This window comes from Streptomyces sp. yr375 (genome assembly GCF_900110755.1).
GTDB lineage: Bacteria > Actinomycetota > Actinomycetes > Streptomycetales > Streptomycetaceae > Streptomyces.
Genome location: NZ_FOFF01000027.1, coordinates 39,238 through 54,846 on the forward strand (window position 1 = coordinate 39,238; position 15,609 = coordinate 54,846).

Genomic DNA, 15,609 nt, shown 5'->3' on the forward strand with positions numbered 1-15,609 from the left:
GAGTCTTATGTACGAGGGTGAAGTCGCCGCCGCGCCCCGGCCGTTGACGCTGCGCGACGGGCGGCCCGCGATGGCGGCCTGGACGCTCGACGCCCGGCGCAGGCATCTCAACCACGGCTCGTTCGGCGCTGTCCCACGCGTGGCGCAGGAGCGGCAGAACGCACTGCGGGCCGAGATGGAACGCGCCCCGGTCGCGTGGTTCCCGGCGCTGCCCGGGCGGATGGCCGCGACCCGCGCAGCCGTCGCCGCTCACCTGCGGACCGACAGCGCGGACCTGGCCCTCGTGCCGAACGCCAGCGCCGGTGTCAGCGTCGTCTACGCGGCGCTGGCCGCCCGGCCCGGCGCAGACATCCTGGTCACCGACCATGGCTACGGCGCGGTCACCATGGGCGCGCAGCGGCTCGCCGCCCGCTGGGGGACCGGCGTACGCACCGCCCGGGTACCCCTGGCGGCCGACGCCGAGCAGGCGTACCAGGCGGTGATGGCGGAGATCGACGACGATGTGACGCTCATCGTCCTGGACCAGATCACCTCCGCGACGGCACGGCTGATGCCGGCCGAACGCGTCGGAGTCGAAGCCGCTCGGCGCGGGATCACCCTGCTCGTCGACGGCGCGCACGCCCCCGGCCTGCTCGCCGCGCCCCTGGACGGGCTGGTCTGCGACGCCTGGGTCGGCAACCTCCACAAATGGGGCTGCGCCCCGCGCGGCACGGCGGCGCTCGTCGCCCGAGGGCCGCTGCGCGGGGACCTGCACCCGCTGATCGACTCGTGGGGCGCGGCCGAACCCTTCCCGGACCGCTTCGACCATCAGGGCACGCTCGACGCCACGGGCTGTCTGGCCGCGCCCACGGCCCTGGACTTCATCGACGACACCTGGGGCTGGGACACCGCCCGCCGGTACATGGACGAGCTGGCGGATTACGGCGCTCAAGTCGTCGCGGCCGCCTTCGGCAGGACCGGCACCCCGGTGGATCCGGACCCCGTGGATGTCGGGATGCCCGTCCCCGGCATGCGCCTGGTCCGCCTGCCCGAGGGCCTCGGCACCAGCCGGGTCGCGGCGGACGCCCTGCGCGACCGGGCGACCGCCGAGCTGGGTGTGGAAGCCGCGTTCACCAGCTTCGACGGCCTCGGCTACCTCCGGCTGTCCGCCCACGTCTACAACACCCCTGAGGATTACGAGTACTTCGCGGAGACCTGCGTGCCCGTCGTCGAGAAGTGGGCCCGCGCGTAACGGCGGACGCAGGCTGACCGGGGCCGAGGGGCGGGCCGTTGTCAGTGCCGTGCTGCAGGATGCCTCAGGTGAGATCAACTTCCGCTCGGCAGGGTAGACGGTCTCGTGTCCCTGCCCAGGAAAGGTCACCGATGATGCCGCCCACCGCCGACCAGCAGCAGTCCCTCGACATACGCTTCGCCGCGCGCCGCCCCGCCGTACCGCTGAGCAGCGCCGGAGCCGACGTCCTGCGCATCGTCTCCGATCCGCGCACCCCCGTGTTCGTCACCGAGCACGCCAGCGGACGCCGTGTGTACGGCTACTGGCGGCCGTTGGACGCCGAAGCCGGCCGCGGAGGCTGCTACGTCGCGCTCCCCACCGCCGAGTGCGACGAACTGTACGCGGCGGGCCGCATCACGCTCGGAGAGCCCGTCAAAGACCCCACGAAGACGACCTACCGAGCCCACCCGACCCACACCCCGACCTCGACCCGCCGCCCCACACCCACCCCTGCCCCTGCACCCGCCCCGGTGCGGACGACGGGGACGAGGAGACGCGCGGCGTGAGCGATGGCCGGCGCGCGGAGCGGCCGTGTCCTACGCATGCGCCACCGGCTCGAGTTCGTCTTCGCCTTCGTCGGCGGCGCGGGCGTCCCGGGTAGGGGAGACCGCGAGTGCGAGCGCCTGGGCGACCGCTCCACACAGCCCCACCCCCAGGGCGAACCGGTAGCCGACCTGATCGGCGAGCAGTCCGCCGAGCGGCGCGCCCACCGCCACCATTCCCCAGTTGAACGAGCGGATGGTGGCGTTCATCCGCCCCCGCAGCCGATCGGGCGTCACCGATTGGCGATAGCTCATCTCCACCGGGCTTTCGACGGAGATGGCCAGCGACACCACGAAGAACGCCAGCGACACGGCGGGCAGCGCCCACGCTCCACGCGCGGCGACGACGAGGGGCAGCCAGCCGACGGCGGCGACGACGCGGAACACGATCAAGGTGGCACCGACGTCCAGCCTTCTCACCACCCGCGCGGAGAGCGCACCACCGAGAATCCCACCGGCTCCCGCACAGGCGTACGTGACCCCCAGGCCGAAGGCCCCGATCTTCAGCTCGTGCAGGGCGAAGACCACGAAGACCGTGCTCACGACGGTGTTGAACAGAAGCATCGCGTGCGAGGTCAACGCGATGGACGCCAGTGTCCGATGGCGATACACCCAGGCCACCCCTTCCCGCAGCTCACCGCCCAGGCTGCGCCGCGCACCCGGATCGGGTACGGGATCGTGTGCCTTCACCGAGGCGAGCAGCAGACCGGACACCAGATAACTGGCCGCGTCCACCAGCACGGCGAGCGGGGCACCGATGAACCTGATCAGCACGCCGGCGATCAGCGGACCGGTCGAACCGGCTGCCGCATTGGCTTGTTCCAGCCGGGCGTACCCCGAGTTGAGGAGCTCCTTGGGCACCAGCCGTGGCACGTACGACTGGTTGGCCGCCTCGAAGAACAGGCAGAGCACCCCGAACGCGAAGACGCACAGGCACAGGGCAGTGATGCTGAGCCCGTCCAGCGCGTACAGCAGGGGGATCGCACCGAGCAGGACAGCCCTGCCGAGATCCATGGCGACCATCATCGGCTTGCGCCGGCAGCGATCCACCAGCACTCCGGCCACGAGGCCGAAGAGCAAGTAGGGCGCCCAGCGGACCGCGTTGACCAGGCCCACTTGTGTGGCCGATGCGCTCAGTGTGACGTGAGGATCTGCAGGGCCAGCCCGGAGACCTGTGAGCCGAAGGCCGAGACGGCGGAGGCGGTCCAAAAGCGTAGGTACCCAGGGACGTTCACCAGGCGCGGCATGAACGGAGCGTACCCAGGGCGGCGTTCGACGTAGCCGTCGCCGCTGGGTTCGTGGGCTGCCGGAAGTACGGGGCGTCAGCCCTTCACCGCTCCTGTGAGCATGCCCTTTTTGAAGTGGCGTTGTACGAAGGGGGAGGCGATCGCCACGGGGACCAGGGCGAGGACCATGACGGCCATCTGGAGTCCCAGCGCCGAGAGTTGACCCGTGCGGACCGCCTGTTGAAGGCCGGTCGGCGCTTCGGTGTTCTTCTGGACCAACTGGATGAGCACGTTCTGGAGCGGCATCATCTGCTGGTCGGTGAGATAGATGGAGGCGTTGAACCAGGCGCTCCAGTAACCGACCGCGTAGAAAAGGGAGATGACGGCCAGCACCGCCCGTGACAGCGGCATGACGACGGTCAGCAGGATGCGCAGGTCGCTCGCCCCGTCGATGCGCGCGGACTCGGTGAGTTCGGGGGAGATCCCCATGAAGAAGGCCCGCAGGACAAGGATGTTGAAGACGCTGACCGCGCTCGGCAGGATCAGGGACAGATAGGAGTCGGTGAGGCCGAGCGACTGCACGAGCAGGTATGTCGGGATGAGGCCGGCCCCGAAGAACATGGTCGCCATCAGGGTCATCAGCAGGAACCGGTGCCCGAGGCTGCCCGGCCGCGACAGACCGTACGCCGCGAGCACGGACACCGTCATCGAGAACAGCGTGCCGACGAGGGTGACCCCGGTCGAGACCAGCATCGCCCGGCTGACCTGGCCGCCGCCCAGCAGCTCCGTGTAGTTGACGAAGGTGATGCCCTGCGGGATCACCACCAGACCGCCGACCCGGTCGATCACCGGCTTCGGGGAGAGACTGGTGACGATCACGATCCACAGCGGGGCGAGCACGCCGAGGCAGGCCAGCGCGAGGAAGCCGCCCTTGAGGGTGAGTCCCGCCTTGCCCGGCGGCTCCTCCCACACGGGCCGGGCCGGCGCCCGGAGACTGCGGACGAGCTGCGTGTTGAGGCTCACTTCTGGTACACCCCCTGCTCGCCCAGCAGATGCGCGAACTTGTTCGCGCCCAGGACGAGTACGACTCCGATGAGTCCCTTGACGAGGCCGACGGCGGCCGCGTAACTGAAGTCGCCGTTCTGGATGCCGACGTTCCACACATACGTGTCGAGGACCTCGCTGGCGCCCGCGCCGACCGCGTCGCGCTGGAGCAGGAACTGCTCGAAGCCCACACTGAGCGCGTCCCCCACCCGCAGCACGAGCAGCAGCGCGATCACCGGCCGCAGTGCCGGCAGCGTCACGTGCCACATACGGCGCCAGCGCCCCGCCCCGTCCATCGCGGCGGCCTCGTACAGGTCGGTGCTGACGGCGGCCAGCGCGGCGAGGAAGACGATGATCCCCCAGCCGGCGTCCTTCCACACGGCCTGCGCGGTGACCAGGTACTTGAACAGGTCCGCGTTCGTCATCAGGTCGAAGCCGGACCACCCGTGGTCGGAGAGGGTCTGCGCGATGATGCCCGCCCCGCCGAACACCTGCTGGAACACGGTGACCACGAGGACCCACGAGAAGAAGTGCGGCAGATACATGATCGCCTGCGCCACGGCCCGCACCCGGGGCCGCACCACGCTGTTGATGAGCAGCGCGAGCGCGACGGGGACCGGGAAGAACAGCACCAGTTGGAGCGTGAACAAGACGATGGTGTTCTTCGCCGCGCCCCAGAACAGCGGGTCGTCGACCATCCGGGAGAACTGCTCCACGCCCACCCACGGGCTGTGGAAGATCGCCGTGACGCCGTTGCCGGAGACGTACGGGTCGTAGTCCTGGAACGCGACGACGTTGCCGAGCAGCGGAATGTAGTTGAAGAGCAGGACCAGCGCGATGGCGGGCAGCGTCATCAGGACGAGCGCGCGGTCGCGGCGCAGCCGGATCCGCCAGGGCACCCGGCCCCTCTTCCGCTTCCATGAGACGTCGACGTCGCCGCCCGCCGTGGCGACCTCCGAATCCCCGGCAGGCTCGGCGCCCTTGGCCGTGCCGGCCCTGTTTCCGGCCGTGAGGGACATCAGTTGCCGCTGCCGTTCTGGTCGAGGAGCTGCTGGTACCAGGCGCGCAGCTTGTCGCCGCCGGAGGACTTCCAGGTGGAGATGGCGCCCTGCACGTCGGACAGCTTCCGGTTGCCGCGCACGTAGTCGATCTCCAACTGCTCGAACGGCGTGGCGAGGTTGGCGTAGCGGGACGGCTCGACGATGTTCATGCCGTAGGTGGAGGTCTTCGAGACGAAGGCGCCCATCCGCTGCTGCCACTCGACCTGCTTGCGGGCGACCTCGGGGAAGTCGGGGTGGGCGAGGTAGGGGGCCGGCGCGGCCAGCATCACCCAGGCGTTGATGACCTCCGAGTTGCCCAGGTCGTTCTTGACCGGGACGCCGTCCTTGACCGTGTAGTGGGTGCCCTCGACGCCGTAGTCGACGAGCATCCGCTCCTTGGTGCCGTAGGGCGCGGCGGCGAAGTCGGCGGCGGCCAGCGCGTTCTCGACCGTCGCCTTCGAAGCGCCCTTGCGGATGAACGACCAGATGGTGGCGGGCTGGCTCGCGTACAGCTTCGGTGCGCCGCCGTCCGCGCCGAAGAGGTCCATGCCGTCGATCGCGAAGTCCGGGTGGGACGCGGCCTGTTCGGCCGTCTTGACGTACCAGGCGGAGAGGTCGCTGTTGAACATCAGGACCTGGCCCGCCGTGAACCGCTGGCCCGAGTCGCCCGAGCGGGCCCGGTCGTCGGGGTGCACGACGCCCGCGTCGAACAGCTTGCGGGTCCACTCCAGCGCTTCCAGGTACTCGGGCTGCTCGATGCGGTACGTCAGCTTGCCGTCGGCCAGGTTCCAGCCGAGCGACCCGGACGAGCGGACCCCGAAGACGTTGAAGGCGGTCCAGATCATGTTGTCGCCGCAGGCGTACACCCGGGCCTTGGCGCTCGTCGCCTCCTTCGCCCAAGTCAGGAACTCCTCCGGCGACTTGGGGACGGAGTAGCCCTTCTTGTCGAAGATGTCCTTGCGGTAGTACGGCACGATGAACGTCGAACTGGCGGCGGGCATCGGGATGCCGCGCAGCGCGCCCCCGAAGATGCTCATACGCCAGGAGTCGGAGGGGATCGCGGCGAGGTTCGGGTACTTCTTGACCTTGTCGCCCGCGAGGTAGGGGCCGAGGTCCATGAACTTCGAGGTGACCGCGCTCGGGATCTTCCCGGTCAGCTCCCAGCTCGGCACCACCACCATGTCGGGTATCGAGCTGCCGGCGAGGACGGCGCCGAGCTTCTCGCCGTACGTGGTGCCGTCCTGGTTCTGCCAGGTGACCTTGGTGCCCGCCGCCGCGTCGAGCGCGGTGTAGTAGGCGCAGCCGGCCTTCGGCGGGGAGCCCCAGAACGGGGACATGATCTTGAAGGGTGCGCCGGTGCCGAGCTTGTCCGGGACCGAGGTGACCAGTTTCGCCAGGTCGACCTTGCCGGTGTAGCCGGCCGCCGAGCCGTTCTTCGACGGCAGGTCCGGCGTGGCCAGCGCGCTGGCGACGAACGTGGGCAGCAGCTTCTGGGCCGCCTTGCCGGCGGTGGTGCCTTCCCGGTCCTTGTTCTCCGACCCGCCGCAGGCGGCGAGCAGCGGCATCCCGCCGGCCACCGCCGCTGCGGCGACTGCGGTGGAGGCGAGGAAACCTCTCCGGCTGGGGGCGGGAGCGGAGGGCGAGTTCGGCGTCATTGCGGCAACCCTTCGGGGAACGCGTCGAGCATCGTCGAAGCGCTTCGATGTTGCAGTGAGATTAAGTGACCGCTTTGGGTGTCACAAGGTGGATGCGCAGAATTCCTGAACGGAGTTTTCATGCCCACTTGACACCTGGCAGGCCCAGTACGGAGCATCGAAGCGCTTCGAGGATTCGCTCCAGCAGTTGTTCCCGTAGCCGTTCCGCCAGTCGTTCCAGCAGCCACTCCGCCGGTCGCTTTGCCAGTCGATGAAGCGCCTTCACCCCACGGGGGACCACCGCATGAAGTTCACCGACGGTTTCTGGCTGATGCGGGAAGGGGTCCGCACCTCGTACGCGACCCAGGTCCGCCAGATCCGGGCGGCCGAGGACCGCTTCACCGCGTACGCCGCCGTACGGCACGTCCGGGACCGGGGTGACACCCTCAACCAGCCGCTCATCACGGTCGACTGCTTCGCGCCCGCCGAGGGCGTCATCGGCGTACGCCTCACGCACCACGCGGGGCGGGTCCGGCGCGGCCCCGACTTCGAACTGCTGCCCGCCGAGGGCGGCAGCGGGGCCCGGGTGACCCGGCACGGCACGGTCACCGAGCTGACCACCGGCCCGCTGAGCGTCCGTCTCGACACGGCGGGGGAGTGGGGCATGGAGTTCCACGACACGTCGACAGGCCGCCGTCTCACGGCAGTCGAGAGCAAGGGCGCCGGCTTCGCCACCACCCCCGACGGCGCCCACCACATGGTCACGCAGCTCGCCCTCGGCGTCGGCGAGCAGATCTACGGCCTCGGCGAACGCTTCACCCCGTTCGTCAAGAACGGCCAGACCGTCGACATCTGGCAGGCCGACGGCGGCACCAGCAGCGAACTGGCCTACAAGAACATCCCGTTCCACCTCTCCTCGCGCGGCTACGGCGTCCTCGTCAACCACCCGGGCAAGGTGAGCTACGAGATCGGCTCGGAGTCCGTCGGCCGGCTCCAGTTCAGCGTCGAGGACCAGTCCGTCGAGTTCTACGTCGTCGCGGGCCCCACCCCGAAGGACGTACTGCGCCGCTACACCGCGCTCACCGGCCGCCCGGCCCTGCCGCCCGCCTGGTCGTTCGGCCTGTGGCTGACGACGTCCTTCTGCACGGAGTACGACGAGGCGACGGTGACGTCCTTCGTCGACGGCATGGCCGAACGCGACATCCCGCTGTCCGTTTTCCACTTCGACTGCTTCTGGATGCGCGAGTACCAGTGGTCGGACTTCGAGTGGGACGCCGACGTCTTCCCCGACCCGGAGGGCATGCTGCGCCGCCTCAAGGACCGGGGCCTGCGCATCAGCATGTGGATCAACCCCTACATCGCCCAGAAGTCCGCCCTGTTCGAGGAGGGCGCGGCGGCCGGGTACCTCGTACGGCGGCCCAACGGCGACGTGTGGCAGTGGGACCTGTGGCAACCCGGCATGGCACTCGTCGACTTCACGAACCCGGCCGCCCGCGAATGGTACGCGGGCAAACTGCGCCGGCTGCTCGACCAGGGCGTCGACAGTTTCAAGACGGACTTCGGGGAGCGGGTGCCGACCGACGTCGTCTGGCACGACGGCTCCGACCCCGAGCGCATGCACAACTACTACGCGCACCTCTACAACCGCACCGTCTTCGAGCTGCTGGAGAAGGAGCGCGGCGCGGGCGGGGCCGTCGTCTTCGCCCGTTCGGCGACGGCCGGCGGGCAGCAGTTCCCCGTGCACTGGGGCGGCGACTGCTTCGCGTCGTTCACGGCGATGGCCGAATCCCTGCGCGGCGGACTGTCGTTGTCGCTGTCCGGCTTCGGCTTCTGGTCGCACGACATCGGCGGCTTCGAGGGCACGCCCGACCCGGCGGTCTTCAAACGCTGGCTGGCCTTCGGCCTGTTGTCCTCCCACAGTCGACTGCACGGCAACGTCTCCTACCGGGTGCCGTGGGCCTTCGGCGACGAAGCGGTCGACGTGGCACGGCAGTTCACCCTGCTCAAGCACCGCCTCATGCCGTACCTGTACGCCGCCGCCGTCGAGGCCCACCGTACGGGCGTCCCGGTCATGCGGCCGATGCTGCTCGACTTCCCCGACGACCCGACCTGCCGCACCCTCGACCGGCAGTACCTGCTCGGCCCCGACCTCCTCGTGGCCCCGGTCTTCACCGCCGACGGCGAGGTCGAGTTCTACCTCCCCGAGGGCACCTGGACCCACCTCCTGACCGGCGAGCGCGTCCAGGGCCCGGCCTGGTGCCACGAGACCCACGGCTTCGACAGCCTCCCGCTGTACGTCCGCCCGGGCGCGGTACTCCCGATGTCCGCCGACGACCGACGCCCGGACGGCGACTGGCTCGACGGCCTCACCCTCCTCGTGACCCCGGACGCCGACGACGTCACGGTGACGGTCCCGGACCACGCCGGAAACCCGGCAGCCACGTACCGACTGACCCGAAACGGGGGAGGGGACGGTGGCGAAGGGGCGGTGCGGGTGGCACTGACGGGCACGGAACTGCCGTATGAGGTACGGGAGTTGTAACGCGGCGGCCCCCGTTGCCGTGGCATCGAACCCTCCAGGTAATGTCGAGGTAAAGAGACCGCGCCGGGGGGAAGGAAGCGATGTCACCGCGAGAACAGGAAACCGCGATCCGCGTCAGGGGGCTCCGGATGCGCTACGGGACCCGTGATGTGCTGGACGGACTCGATCTCGACGTCCACCAGGGTGAGTTGTTCGCGCTGCTCGGGCCCAACGGTGCGGGCAAGAGCACCACGATCGAGATCCTCGAGGGCTACCGGGGGCGCTCCGGAGGCGATGTCGACGTCCTGGGCCGGGATCCCGCACGGGAGGACGCCGGGTGGCGGGCCAGGATCGGCATCGTCCTCCAGGCCAACCGCGACCACGGCCGCTGGCGGGTCGGGGACCTGCTGGGCCACTTCGCGCGCTACTACGCCCACCCCTTCGAGCCGGCCGAACTCCTCGGCCTGGTGGGCCTCACCGTGCAGTCCGCCCAGCAGGTGAGCACCCTCTCCGGCGGCCAGCGCCGCCGCCTCGACGTCGCCCTGGGCATCGTCGGACGGCCGGAACTCGTCTTCCTCGACGAGCCGACCACCGGCTTCGACCCCGAGGCGCGGCGCGGCTTCCACGACCTCGTCCGAGGGCTGCGGGACGACCTCGGTACGACGATGCTGCTCACCACCCACGACATGGGCGAGGCCCAGCAACTCGCCGACCGCATCGGCATATTGCAGTCCGGCAGGATCACCGCCTGCGGCACGCTCGCCGAACTCTCGGCCGCCGCACGCACCCGTTCCGACGTCGTCTGGACGGACGCCGACGGCACCTCGCGGCGACAACTCACCTCGGATCCCTCCCAGTTGGTCTGGGAACTGCACCAGCGGTTCGAAGGCCCGATCCCCGACCTGGAAGTGCGCCGCCCGACCCTGGAGGACACCTACCTCCGCATGGTGGCCGACGCCGACGCAACCGTGGGCACCGACCGCGAGGAGGCCGCCGCGTGAACGCGTCCGGCACGAACCCGTCCCGCCCGAACCCGTACCGACTCGGTCTGTCGCGCGGCGTCATCGAACTGCGCCAAGTGCTGCGCAGCGGCAAGGACATCTACACGTACCTGTCGACTCCGCTGGCCTTCCTCGGGGTCGCCTACTGGCAGTCGGGCGACGGCGACGACGCGATGGCCCAGCTCTCCCTGGCCGGTGGCGTCGGCTCCACGATCTTCATGTTTGGTCTGCTGACGGTCCCTCAGTTCCTGTTCGGGGACCGCGAGGACGGCACACTGCTGCGGCTGCGCGGAGTGCCCGGCGCGATGACCGCCTATGTCACGGCGAAGATCCTGTTCGTCCTCGTCAACATCGCCGTGTCCGTCGCGCTGTTGCTGCTGGGCGGTCGGGTGCTCCTGGGGACCGGCCTGCCGCACTCGCCGCAGCGCTGGCTGACGCTCGTCTGGGTCGTCGCCCTGGGCATCATGGCCGTCGTGCCGATCGGGGCGGCCATCGGCTCCCTACTGCCCGCCGCACGGGAAGCGCTCGGCATCTACATGCTGCCGATGCTGGCCCTGATGGTCACGTCCGGCACGTTCACGCCGCTGCGCGAGATGCCGGACTGGCTTCAGAACCTCGTGTCCGTCTTCCCGCTGCGCTGGATCGCCCAGGGCGTCCGCTCGGCGCTCCTCCCGGACAACGCCAAAGCCCTTGAACTGGGCGGTAGTTGGCAGCACCCGGCCGTCGCGGGCATGCTCGCGCTCTGGGCACTCGCCGGACTCGCCCTGGCCCCCCGGCTGCTCCAGCGGATGGCCCGCAGGGAGTCCGGAAGCAGCCTCTCGGAACGCGAACGCAAGCGAGTGGCCAAGACCGCCTACTGAGCACACGGGGGTGGGGGCCGGGATCCGCCAACGGATCCCGGCCCCGGTCGCACGCGGCGACGGAGTATTGAGGACGTCGTGCTCAGGACGTCGTGCCCGTGACCGTCCCTCCCGACTTCGTCACGTGGTACGTCACGGTCGTGCCGCTCCAGAAGTGGAAGGTGAGCGTGACCGGTGTGCCGTCGCCGACCGCGTTGAGGAAGGCGGGGGTGAGGGTGAGGGCGTTGCCGCTGTAGTCCGGGGCGAAGGCGGTGTCGAACTGCTGGTACGAAGTCCAGTCGGCGGGACCGGCGTTGCGGCCGTCGGCGTACTTGGCCTCCATGGTCGCCAGAGTGTCGCCCCGGAACTGGGTGGGAACGGCAAAGGAGTTGGTCGTACCGCTGGCCTGGGACAGGACCGGGGTGTCGTATGTGATCACGTCGAGCTGCCAGGGGACCCCGGAGGAGAACCGCGCCTGGAGCGTCGCGTTGACGCCGTAGTCCCGGTTGCCGGTCAGCCGGGTGAGGGCGGCCGCCGTCAGGGTGAGCTGACTGCCCGACACGGTGTAGTCCCGGCCTTGCGTGAGCCGGGTGCTGCCCTGCCAAAGCCCCTGGAACGTCGTGCCGTTGAGGTTCAGGGTGAGGGTCTTGGCCGTGATCGCGCCGGTCTTCGGGACGAACACCCGGTCGGAGGAGGCGGTGCCCGAGCGGGTCGTCCAGCTCGACTTGATCTGCGCGGACAGGGTGGCGTACCGCCACTGGAGCGTGTTGCGGTTCAGGAACGAACCCGCGTCCCACAGCGCGGTGGTGACCCCGTTGACCCGTGCCGCGTAACCGACCGCCTCGAAGTACTTCAGGGCCTCGCCCCGCTCGACGATGTCGTTGGCGCGCGTGTAGTCGGGGTAGCTGAGCAGGCTGTACTCACCGAGGTAGACGGGCACGCCCTTCGCGACGAACGTGTCGTGCATCCGGGCGAACGTGTCGGTGAGGTTCTTCTGCACCTCCGCGTCGAACCGGGTGTAGCCCGCGATGTTCACGCTGAACGGCCAGAAGCTGTAGTAGTGCACGGTCGCGACGAGGTTGGCATCGTTCAACGAGCTGATGGTGGTGGCCAGTTCGTCCATGACACGCTGGTCGTCCGGTGACGAGGCCTGGGTGGGCAGAACGAGGAACCGGGTCGCGTTCGCGCCGCCCTTCTGGCGCACGATGGTGTGGAACGACGTGTTCAACTCGTTGAGCAGTTGGGTCTTCTGGGCATCGGTGGCGTTGTCGAAGACGGGTTCGTTGACGCTCTCGAAGAGTAACTGGCGTGACGAGTCACGGAACTTGGTGGCGATCTGGTCCCAGGTCGCGTTGAAACGGGCCAGCACCTGATCGTGGTCGGTGGCCATCTTGTTGATCCACTGCCACGAGTCGTGATGGACGTTGAGCACGACATACAGGTTGTCGGCCAACGCCAGGTCGACCACCTGCTTGACCCGGCTCAGGTAGGTCGCGTCGATCGTGTAAGGGGCCGTCGCCGACTGGTGGTTGCTCCAGGTGACAGGGATCCGGACACTGCGGAAGCCCTGCGCCTTCACGGCGTCGAACGTCGCCTTCGTGGTCAGCGGGTTGCCCCAGGACGTCTCGTCGGGGATGGCGTCCAGGGTGTTGCCCAGGTTCCAACTCGGCTGCATGGCGGCCACGGCGTCCATCGCGTTAACCGGAACCACCTTGCCCCTACCGGCAGTTGAGGCGTGTTCGGGGGCGGCGAACGCGGTGCCGACGGCGAGACCGAGCGCCGCGAGCAGCGCCAGCAGAAGCATCGCCACGCGCCCGTAGCGGAGCCGTACCCGTCTCGTGTCCCTGGTGTCTCTCGTATTCCTCATGTCCCGTTCCTCTCACTGGGAAGTGGGAAGGTCGAGCGGCTCGTAGTCGAACCAGTCGAAGTGGACGGTGCCGGTCGCGGCGTACATGCCGATGACCCGGCCGGTGAAGCCGCCGGCCACTTCGGTGGACAGGTACCGGCCGTCGAGGACGCCGAGCACGGTGAACGCGCCGTCCGGTTCCTCGACGCCGAAGGAGAGGGTGTCGGGGCCGGAACGCGCGTCGCGGGGCGTCTGCGTGGCGGTCACGTCGACGCCGAGCACCACGGGCCCGGCCGGCACGGGACGGGACGCCACGAGGGTGCGCAGCGGACCGATCCGGGCGATCACCCGCACCTCTCCCGCTCCCGCCTCGATGTCGTAGTGGTGCTCCTCGTCGAACCGGACCGCGAGCCCGCCGGACCCGGCCCCGGGATCGACCAACGTGCGCACCCGGCACGACAGATGTTGCTGCCTCCGGCCGACGAACACGGCGTCGGCGTCGTCCAGGGAACTGCTGCGTGCGCCGTGGGTGTCGGGGGCGCGCAGGGTCAGCCAGCCGGCGCGCTCCTTCGTCGTGCAGTGCTCGGCGGAACGCTGACGCGGTGACACCCAGCAGGGCTGCGGCTCACTGAGGTCGAAGTCGTCGCGGTTCGACACGACCGGGCCGGGCTGGAGCGGCCACGCGGGCGTGGGCATGGCGGTTCGCAACGCGTCGACGACCGGCCAGCCGTCCGCCCAGCTCACCGGGGCGAGGAAGGTCTCCCGGCCGAGCACGTGCCAGCCGGGGGTGCCGCCGAGCGGCCGTACGCCGAGCAGCACCAGCCACCACGAACCGTCGGGCGCCTGCACCAGATCGGCGTGGCCGGTGTTCTGCACGGGGTGTTCGAGGCTGCGGTGGGTCAGGATCGGGTTGGCCGGGCACGGCTCGAAGGGGCCGGTGGGGGAGCCGGATCGGGCGACCGAGACCCCGTGGCCGCGCTCGGTGCCACCTTCGGCGATCAGCAGATACCAGTGGTCGCCGATCCGGTACAGGTGCGGCGCCTCCGGGTACTTGGCGCCGGGCGTGCCGGACCAGAGCGGGCGGACCGGCCCGAACGTCTCCCCGGTGTACGGGTCGATACGGACCTGCTGTATCCCGGCGAACGTGCACCAGCAGGTGCCGTCCTCGTCCCAGGCGAGATCGGGGTCGATGCCGGTGACACCGGGCAGCCGGACCGGGTCGGACCAGGGTCCGGTCGGGTCGGTGGCGGTGACCAGCAGATTGCCGCCGCCCTCGCAGACATTGGTGACGATCAGCCAGAACCGGCCGTCGTGATGGCGGAGCGTCGGTGCGTAGATCCCGCCGGACGACGGCGTCCCCACGGGGATGGACAGTTGACTCGGCCGGTCGAGCGCGTTGCCGAGCTGCGTCCAGTGCACCAGGTCGCGGCTGTGGAAGAGGGGCACGCCGGGGAAGTACTCGAAGCTGGAGCACGCCAGGTAGTAGTCGTCGCCCACCCGGCAGACACTCGGATCGGGATGGAACCCGGGGATCACCGGATTGGCGACGGTGACGGTGCCCCTGCCCGCCTGCTGCTGGACCGACATGACAGCCATCCCGTCTCGCCACGTGGTGAATCCTGCTGAAACACCTGTTGAAGCGCTTCGATTCCTGTGGAGAGTAATAAGCGGGTTGTTGCAGAGCAAGAGCCAGAACACCGTCAATATCGGTAGTGATGCGCTTCGACGATGGCGCGGGGCGGGGCGGGTCGTGCGGTTGTCACAGACCTGGGTGCTGCCTTGTCTTGTAGGTGTGCGCGTTGCAGCACGGGGTCCGGCGGGCCGTCGCCGGTACCCGTCAGACAGCGAACAGCAGGCAGCAGACAGTCAACAGCCAACAACGAACGGAGACGGACAGTGATGAAGATCGTGGTCGTCGGCGGTACGGGTCTCATCGGCTCGCAGGTGGTCGCGTTGCTGCGCGACGGTGGTCACGAGGTCGTGGCGGCCGCTCCCTCCACGGGCGTCGACACCCTCACCGGCCAGGGTCTGGCGCAGGCTCTGAAGGGGGCGGACGTGGTCGTGGACGTGTCGAACTCCCCGTCCTTCGAAGACGAGGCGGCGCTGGACTTCTTCACCCGCTCGGCGCAGCACCTGATCGCGGCGGAGAAGGAAGCGGATGTCCGCCACCACGTGACGCTCTCCATCGTCGGCGTCGACCAGGTACCCGACTACGGCTACTACCGGGCCAAGGTCGCCCAGGAGGAGGCGGTGCGCGACGGCGGCGTCCCGTACAGCATCGTGCGCGCCGCCCAGTTCTTCGAGTTCATCGCACCGGTGATGGGCATGTCCGCCCAGGGCGTCGAGGTGCACCTGCCTCCCACGCGACTGCGTCCGATCGCCTCCGCCGATGTCGCCGCCGCCGTCGCCGAGGCGGCGCAGGGTGAACCGTCGTACGGCGTGCGCAACATCGCGGGCCCCGAGGTCCACCGGCTCGACCGCCTCGGCGAGATCACCCTGGCGGCGAAGCCGGACGGCCGCACCGTGGTCACCGACGAGAACGCCGGCCTGTTCGCGAGCATGCCCGACGGGGTCCTCATCGGCGACGAAACGGCGCACCTCGCGGCCACCCGCTACGAGGACTGGCTCAAGCGGAACTGACCGCGC

The 15,609-nt window shown here is 69.5% G+C and carries 11 protein-coding genes and 1 pseudogene; 6 read left to right on the forward strand and 6 right to left on the reverse strand.

The features are described 5' to 3' along the window. Nucleotides 1-7: 7 nt before the first annotated feature. On the forward strand, nt 8-1,231 hold the full coding sequence (locus BMZ82_RS24665) for an aminotransferase class V-fold PLP-dependent enzyme (protein ID WP_093779382.1): 1,224 nt from the start codon (nt 8-10) through the stop codon (nt 1,229-1,231). 131 nt (nt 1,232-1,362) lie between these two features. Next, nucleotides 1,363-1,776 (forward strand): hypothetical protein, encoded by a 414-nt coding sequence (locus BMZ82_RS24670; protein ID WP_371271298.1) that lies wholly within the window; start codon nt 1,363-1,365, stop codon nt 1,774-1,776. A 30-nt stretch (nt 1,777-1,806) separates the two neighbouring features. Here BMZ82_RS24670 and BMZ82_RS24675 read toward each other — a convergent pair. The 4 genes and pseudogenes from BMZ82_RS24675 to BMZ82_RS24690 all read right to left on the reverse strand — a co-directional run bounded on the left by BMZ82_RS24675 (nt 1,807) and on the right by BMZ82_RS24690 (nt 6,777). After that, nucleotides 1,807-3,059 (reverse strand): annotated as a pseudogene (locus BMZ82_RS24675) (MFS transporter). A gap of 75 nt (nt 3,060-3,134) precedes the next feature. Further along, complete coding sequence (locus BMZ82_RS24680; RefSeq protein WP_093779384.1) at nt 3,135-4,061, reverse strand: carbohydrate ABC transporter permease; 927 nt, start codon at nt 4,059-4,061, stop codon at nt 3,135-3,137. Continuing rightward, the gene (locus BMZ82_RS24685) at nt 4,058-5,101 is read right to left on the reverse strand and encodes an ABC transporter permease (protein WP_093779386.1); all 1,044 of its coding nucleotides are present in this window, start codon (nt 5,099-5,101) and stop codon (nt 4,058-4,060) included. The genes BMZ82_RS24680 and BMZ82_RS24685 overlap by 4 nt, the downstream gene beginning before the upstream one ends. Then, nucleotides 5,101-6,777 carry an extracellular solute-binding protein gene (locus BMZ82_RS24690; RefSeq protein ID WP_093779388.1) on the reverse strand — a complete coding sequence of 559 codons (1,677 nt, stop codon included), beginning with the start codon at nt 6,775-6,777 and terminating at the stop codon, nt 5,101-5,103. The genes BMZ82_RS24685 and BMZ82_RS24690 overlap by 1 nt, the downstream gene beginning before the upstream one ends. Nucleotides 6,778-7,060: 283 nt before the next feature. On the opposite strand from BMZ82_RS24690, the gene yicI reads away from it, so the two are divergent. The 3 genes from yicI to BMZ82_RS24705 all read left to right on the forward strand — a co-directional run bounded on the left by yicI (nt 7,061) and on the right by BMZ82_RS24705 (nt 11,138). Further along, complete coding sequence (gene yicI, locus BMZ82_RS24695) at nt 7,061-9,298, forward strand: alpha-xylosidase (RefSeq protein ID WP_093779390.1); 2,238 nt, start codon at nt 7,061-7,063, stop codon at nt 9,296-9,298. A gap of 128 nt (nt 9,299-9,426) precedes the next feature. Beyond that, on the forward strand, nt 9,427-10,278 hold the full coding sequence (locus BMZ82_RS24700) for an ABC transporter ATP-binding protein (RefSeq protein WP_371271299.1): 852 nt from the start codon (nt 9,427-9,429) through the stop codon (nt 10,276-10,278). Next, on the forward strand, nt 10,275-11,138 hold the full coding sequence (locus BMZ82_RS24705) for an ABC transporter permease (protein WP_256252080.1): 864 nt from the start codon (nt 10,275-10,277) through the stop codon (nt 11,136-11,138). Before BMZ82_RS24700 ends, BMZ82_RS24705 begins: the two co-directional genes overlap by 4 nt. An 82-nt stretch (nt 11,139-11,220) precedes the next feature. Here BMZ82_RS24705 and BMZ82_RS24710 read toward each other — a convergent pair whose 3' ends face one another. Both BMZ82_RS24710 and BMZ82_RS24715 read right to left on the reverse strand, forming a co-directional pair. Then, nucleotides 11,221-12,984 carry a cellulase family glycosylhydrolase gene (locus BMZ82_RS24710; RefSeq protein ID WP_093779392.1) on the reverse strand — a complete coding sequence of 588 codons (1,764 nt, stop codon included), beginning with the start codon at nt 12,982-12,984 and terminating at the stop codon, nt 11,221-11,223. A gap of 12 nt (nt 12,985-12,996) precedes the next feature. Continuing rightward, nucleotides 12,997-14,550, reverse strand: a complete 1,554-nt coding sequence (locus BMZ82_RS24715) for a glycoside hydrolase family 43 protein (RefSeq protein ID WP_093779394.1) — start codon at nt 14,548-14,550, stop codon at nt 12,997-12,999. A gap of 312 nt (nt 14,551-14,862) precedes the next feature. On the opposite strand from BMZ82_RS24715, the gene BMZ82_RS24720 reads away from it, so the two are divergent. Next, nucleotides 14,863-15,603, forward strand: a complete 741-nt coding sequence (locus BMZ82_RS24720) for an SDR family oxidoreductase (RefSeq protein WP_093779396.1) — start codon at nt 14,863-14,865, stop codon at nt 15,601-15,603. Nucleotides 15,604-15,609 lie beyond the last annotated feature (6 nt).

What these genes read in the sequence shown, in the direction of transcription:
- BMZ82_RS24665 (WP_093779382.1), top strand. Translation starts at nt 8, where the DNA reads ATGTACGAGGGTGAAGTCGCCGCCGCGCCCCGGCCGTTGACGCTGCGC.
- BMZ82_RS24670 (WP_371271298.1), top strand. Translation starts at nt 1,363, where the DNA reads ATGATGCCGCCCACCGCCGACCAGCAGCAGTCCCTCGACATACGCTTC.
- BMZ82_RS24685 (WP_093779386.1), bottom strand. Translation starts at nt 5,101, where the DNA reads ATGTCCCTCACGGCCGGAAACAGGGCCGGCACGGCCAAGGGCGCCGAG.
- BMZ82_RS24690 (WP_093779388.1), bottom strand. Translation starts at nt 6,777, where the DNA reads ATGACGCCGAACTCGCCCTCCGCTCCCGCCCCCAGCCGGAGAGGTTTC.
- yicI (WP_093779390.1), top strand. Translation starts at nt 7,061, where the DNA reads ATGAAGTTCACCGACGGTTTCTGGCTGATGCGGGAAGGGGTCCGCACC.
- BMZ82_RS24700 (WP_371271299.1), top strand. Translation starts at nt 9,427, where the DNA reads ATGCGCTACGGGACCCGTGATGTGCTGGACGGACTCGATCTCGACGTC.
- BMZ82_RS24710 (WP_093779392.1), bottom strand. Translation starts at nt 12,984, where the DNA reads ATGAGGAATACGAGAGACACCAGGGACACGAGACGGGTACGGCTCCGC.
- BMZ82_RS24715 (WP_093779394.1), bottom strand. Translation starts at nt 14,550, where the DNA reads ATGTCGGTCCAGCAGCAGGCGGGCAGGGGCACCGTCACCGTCGCCAAT.
- BMZ82_RS24720 (WP_093779396.1), top strand. Translation starts at nt 14,863, where the DNA reads ATGAAGATCGTGGTCGTCGGCGGTACGGGTCTCATCGGCTCGCAGGTG.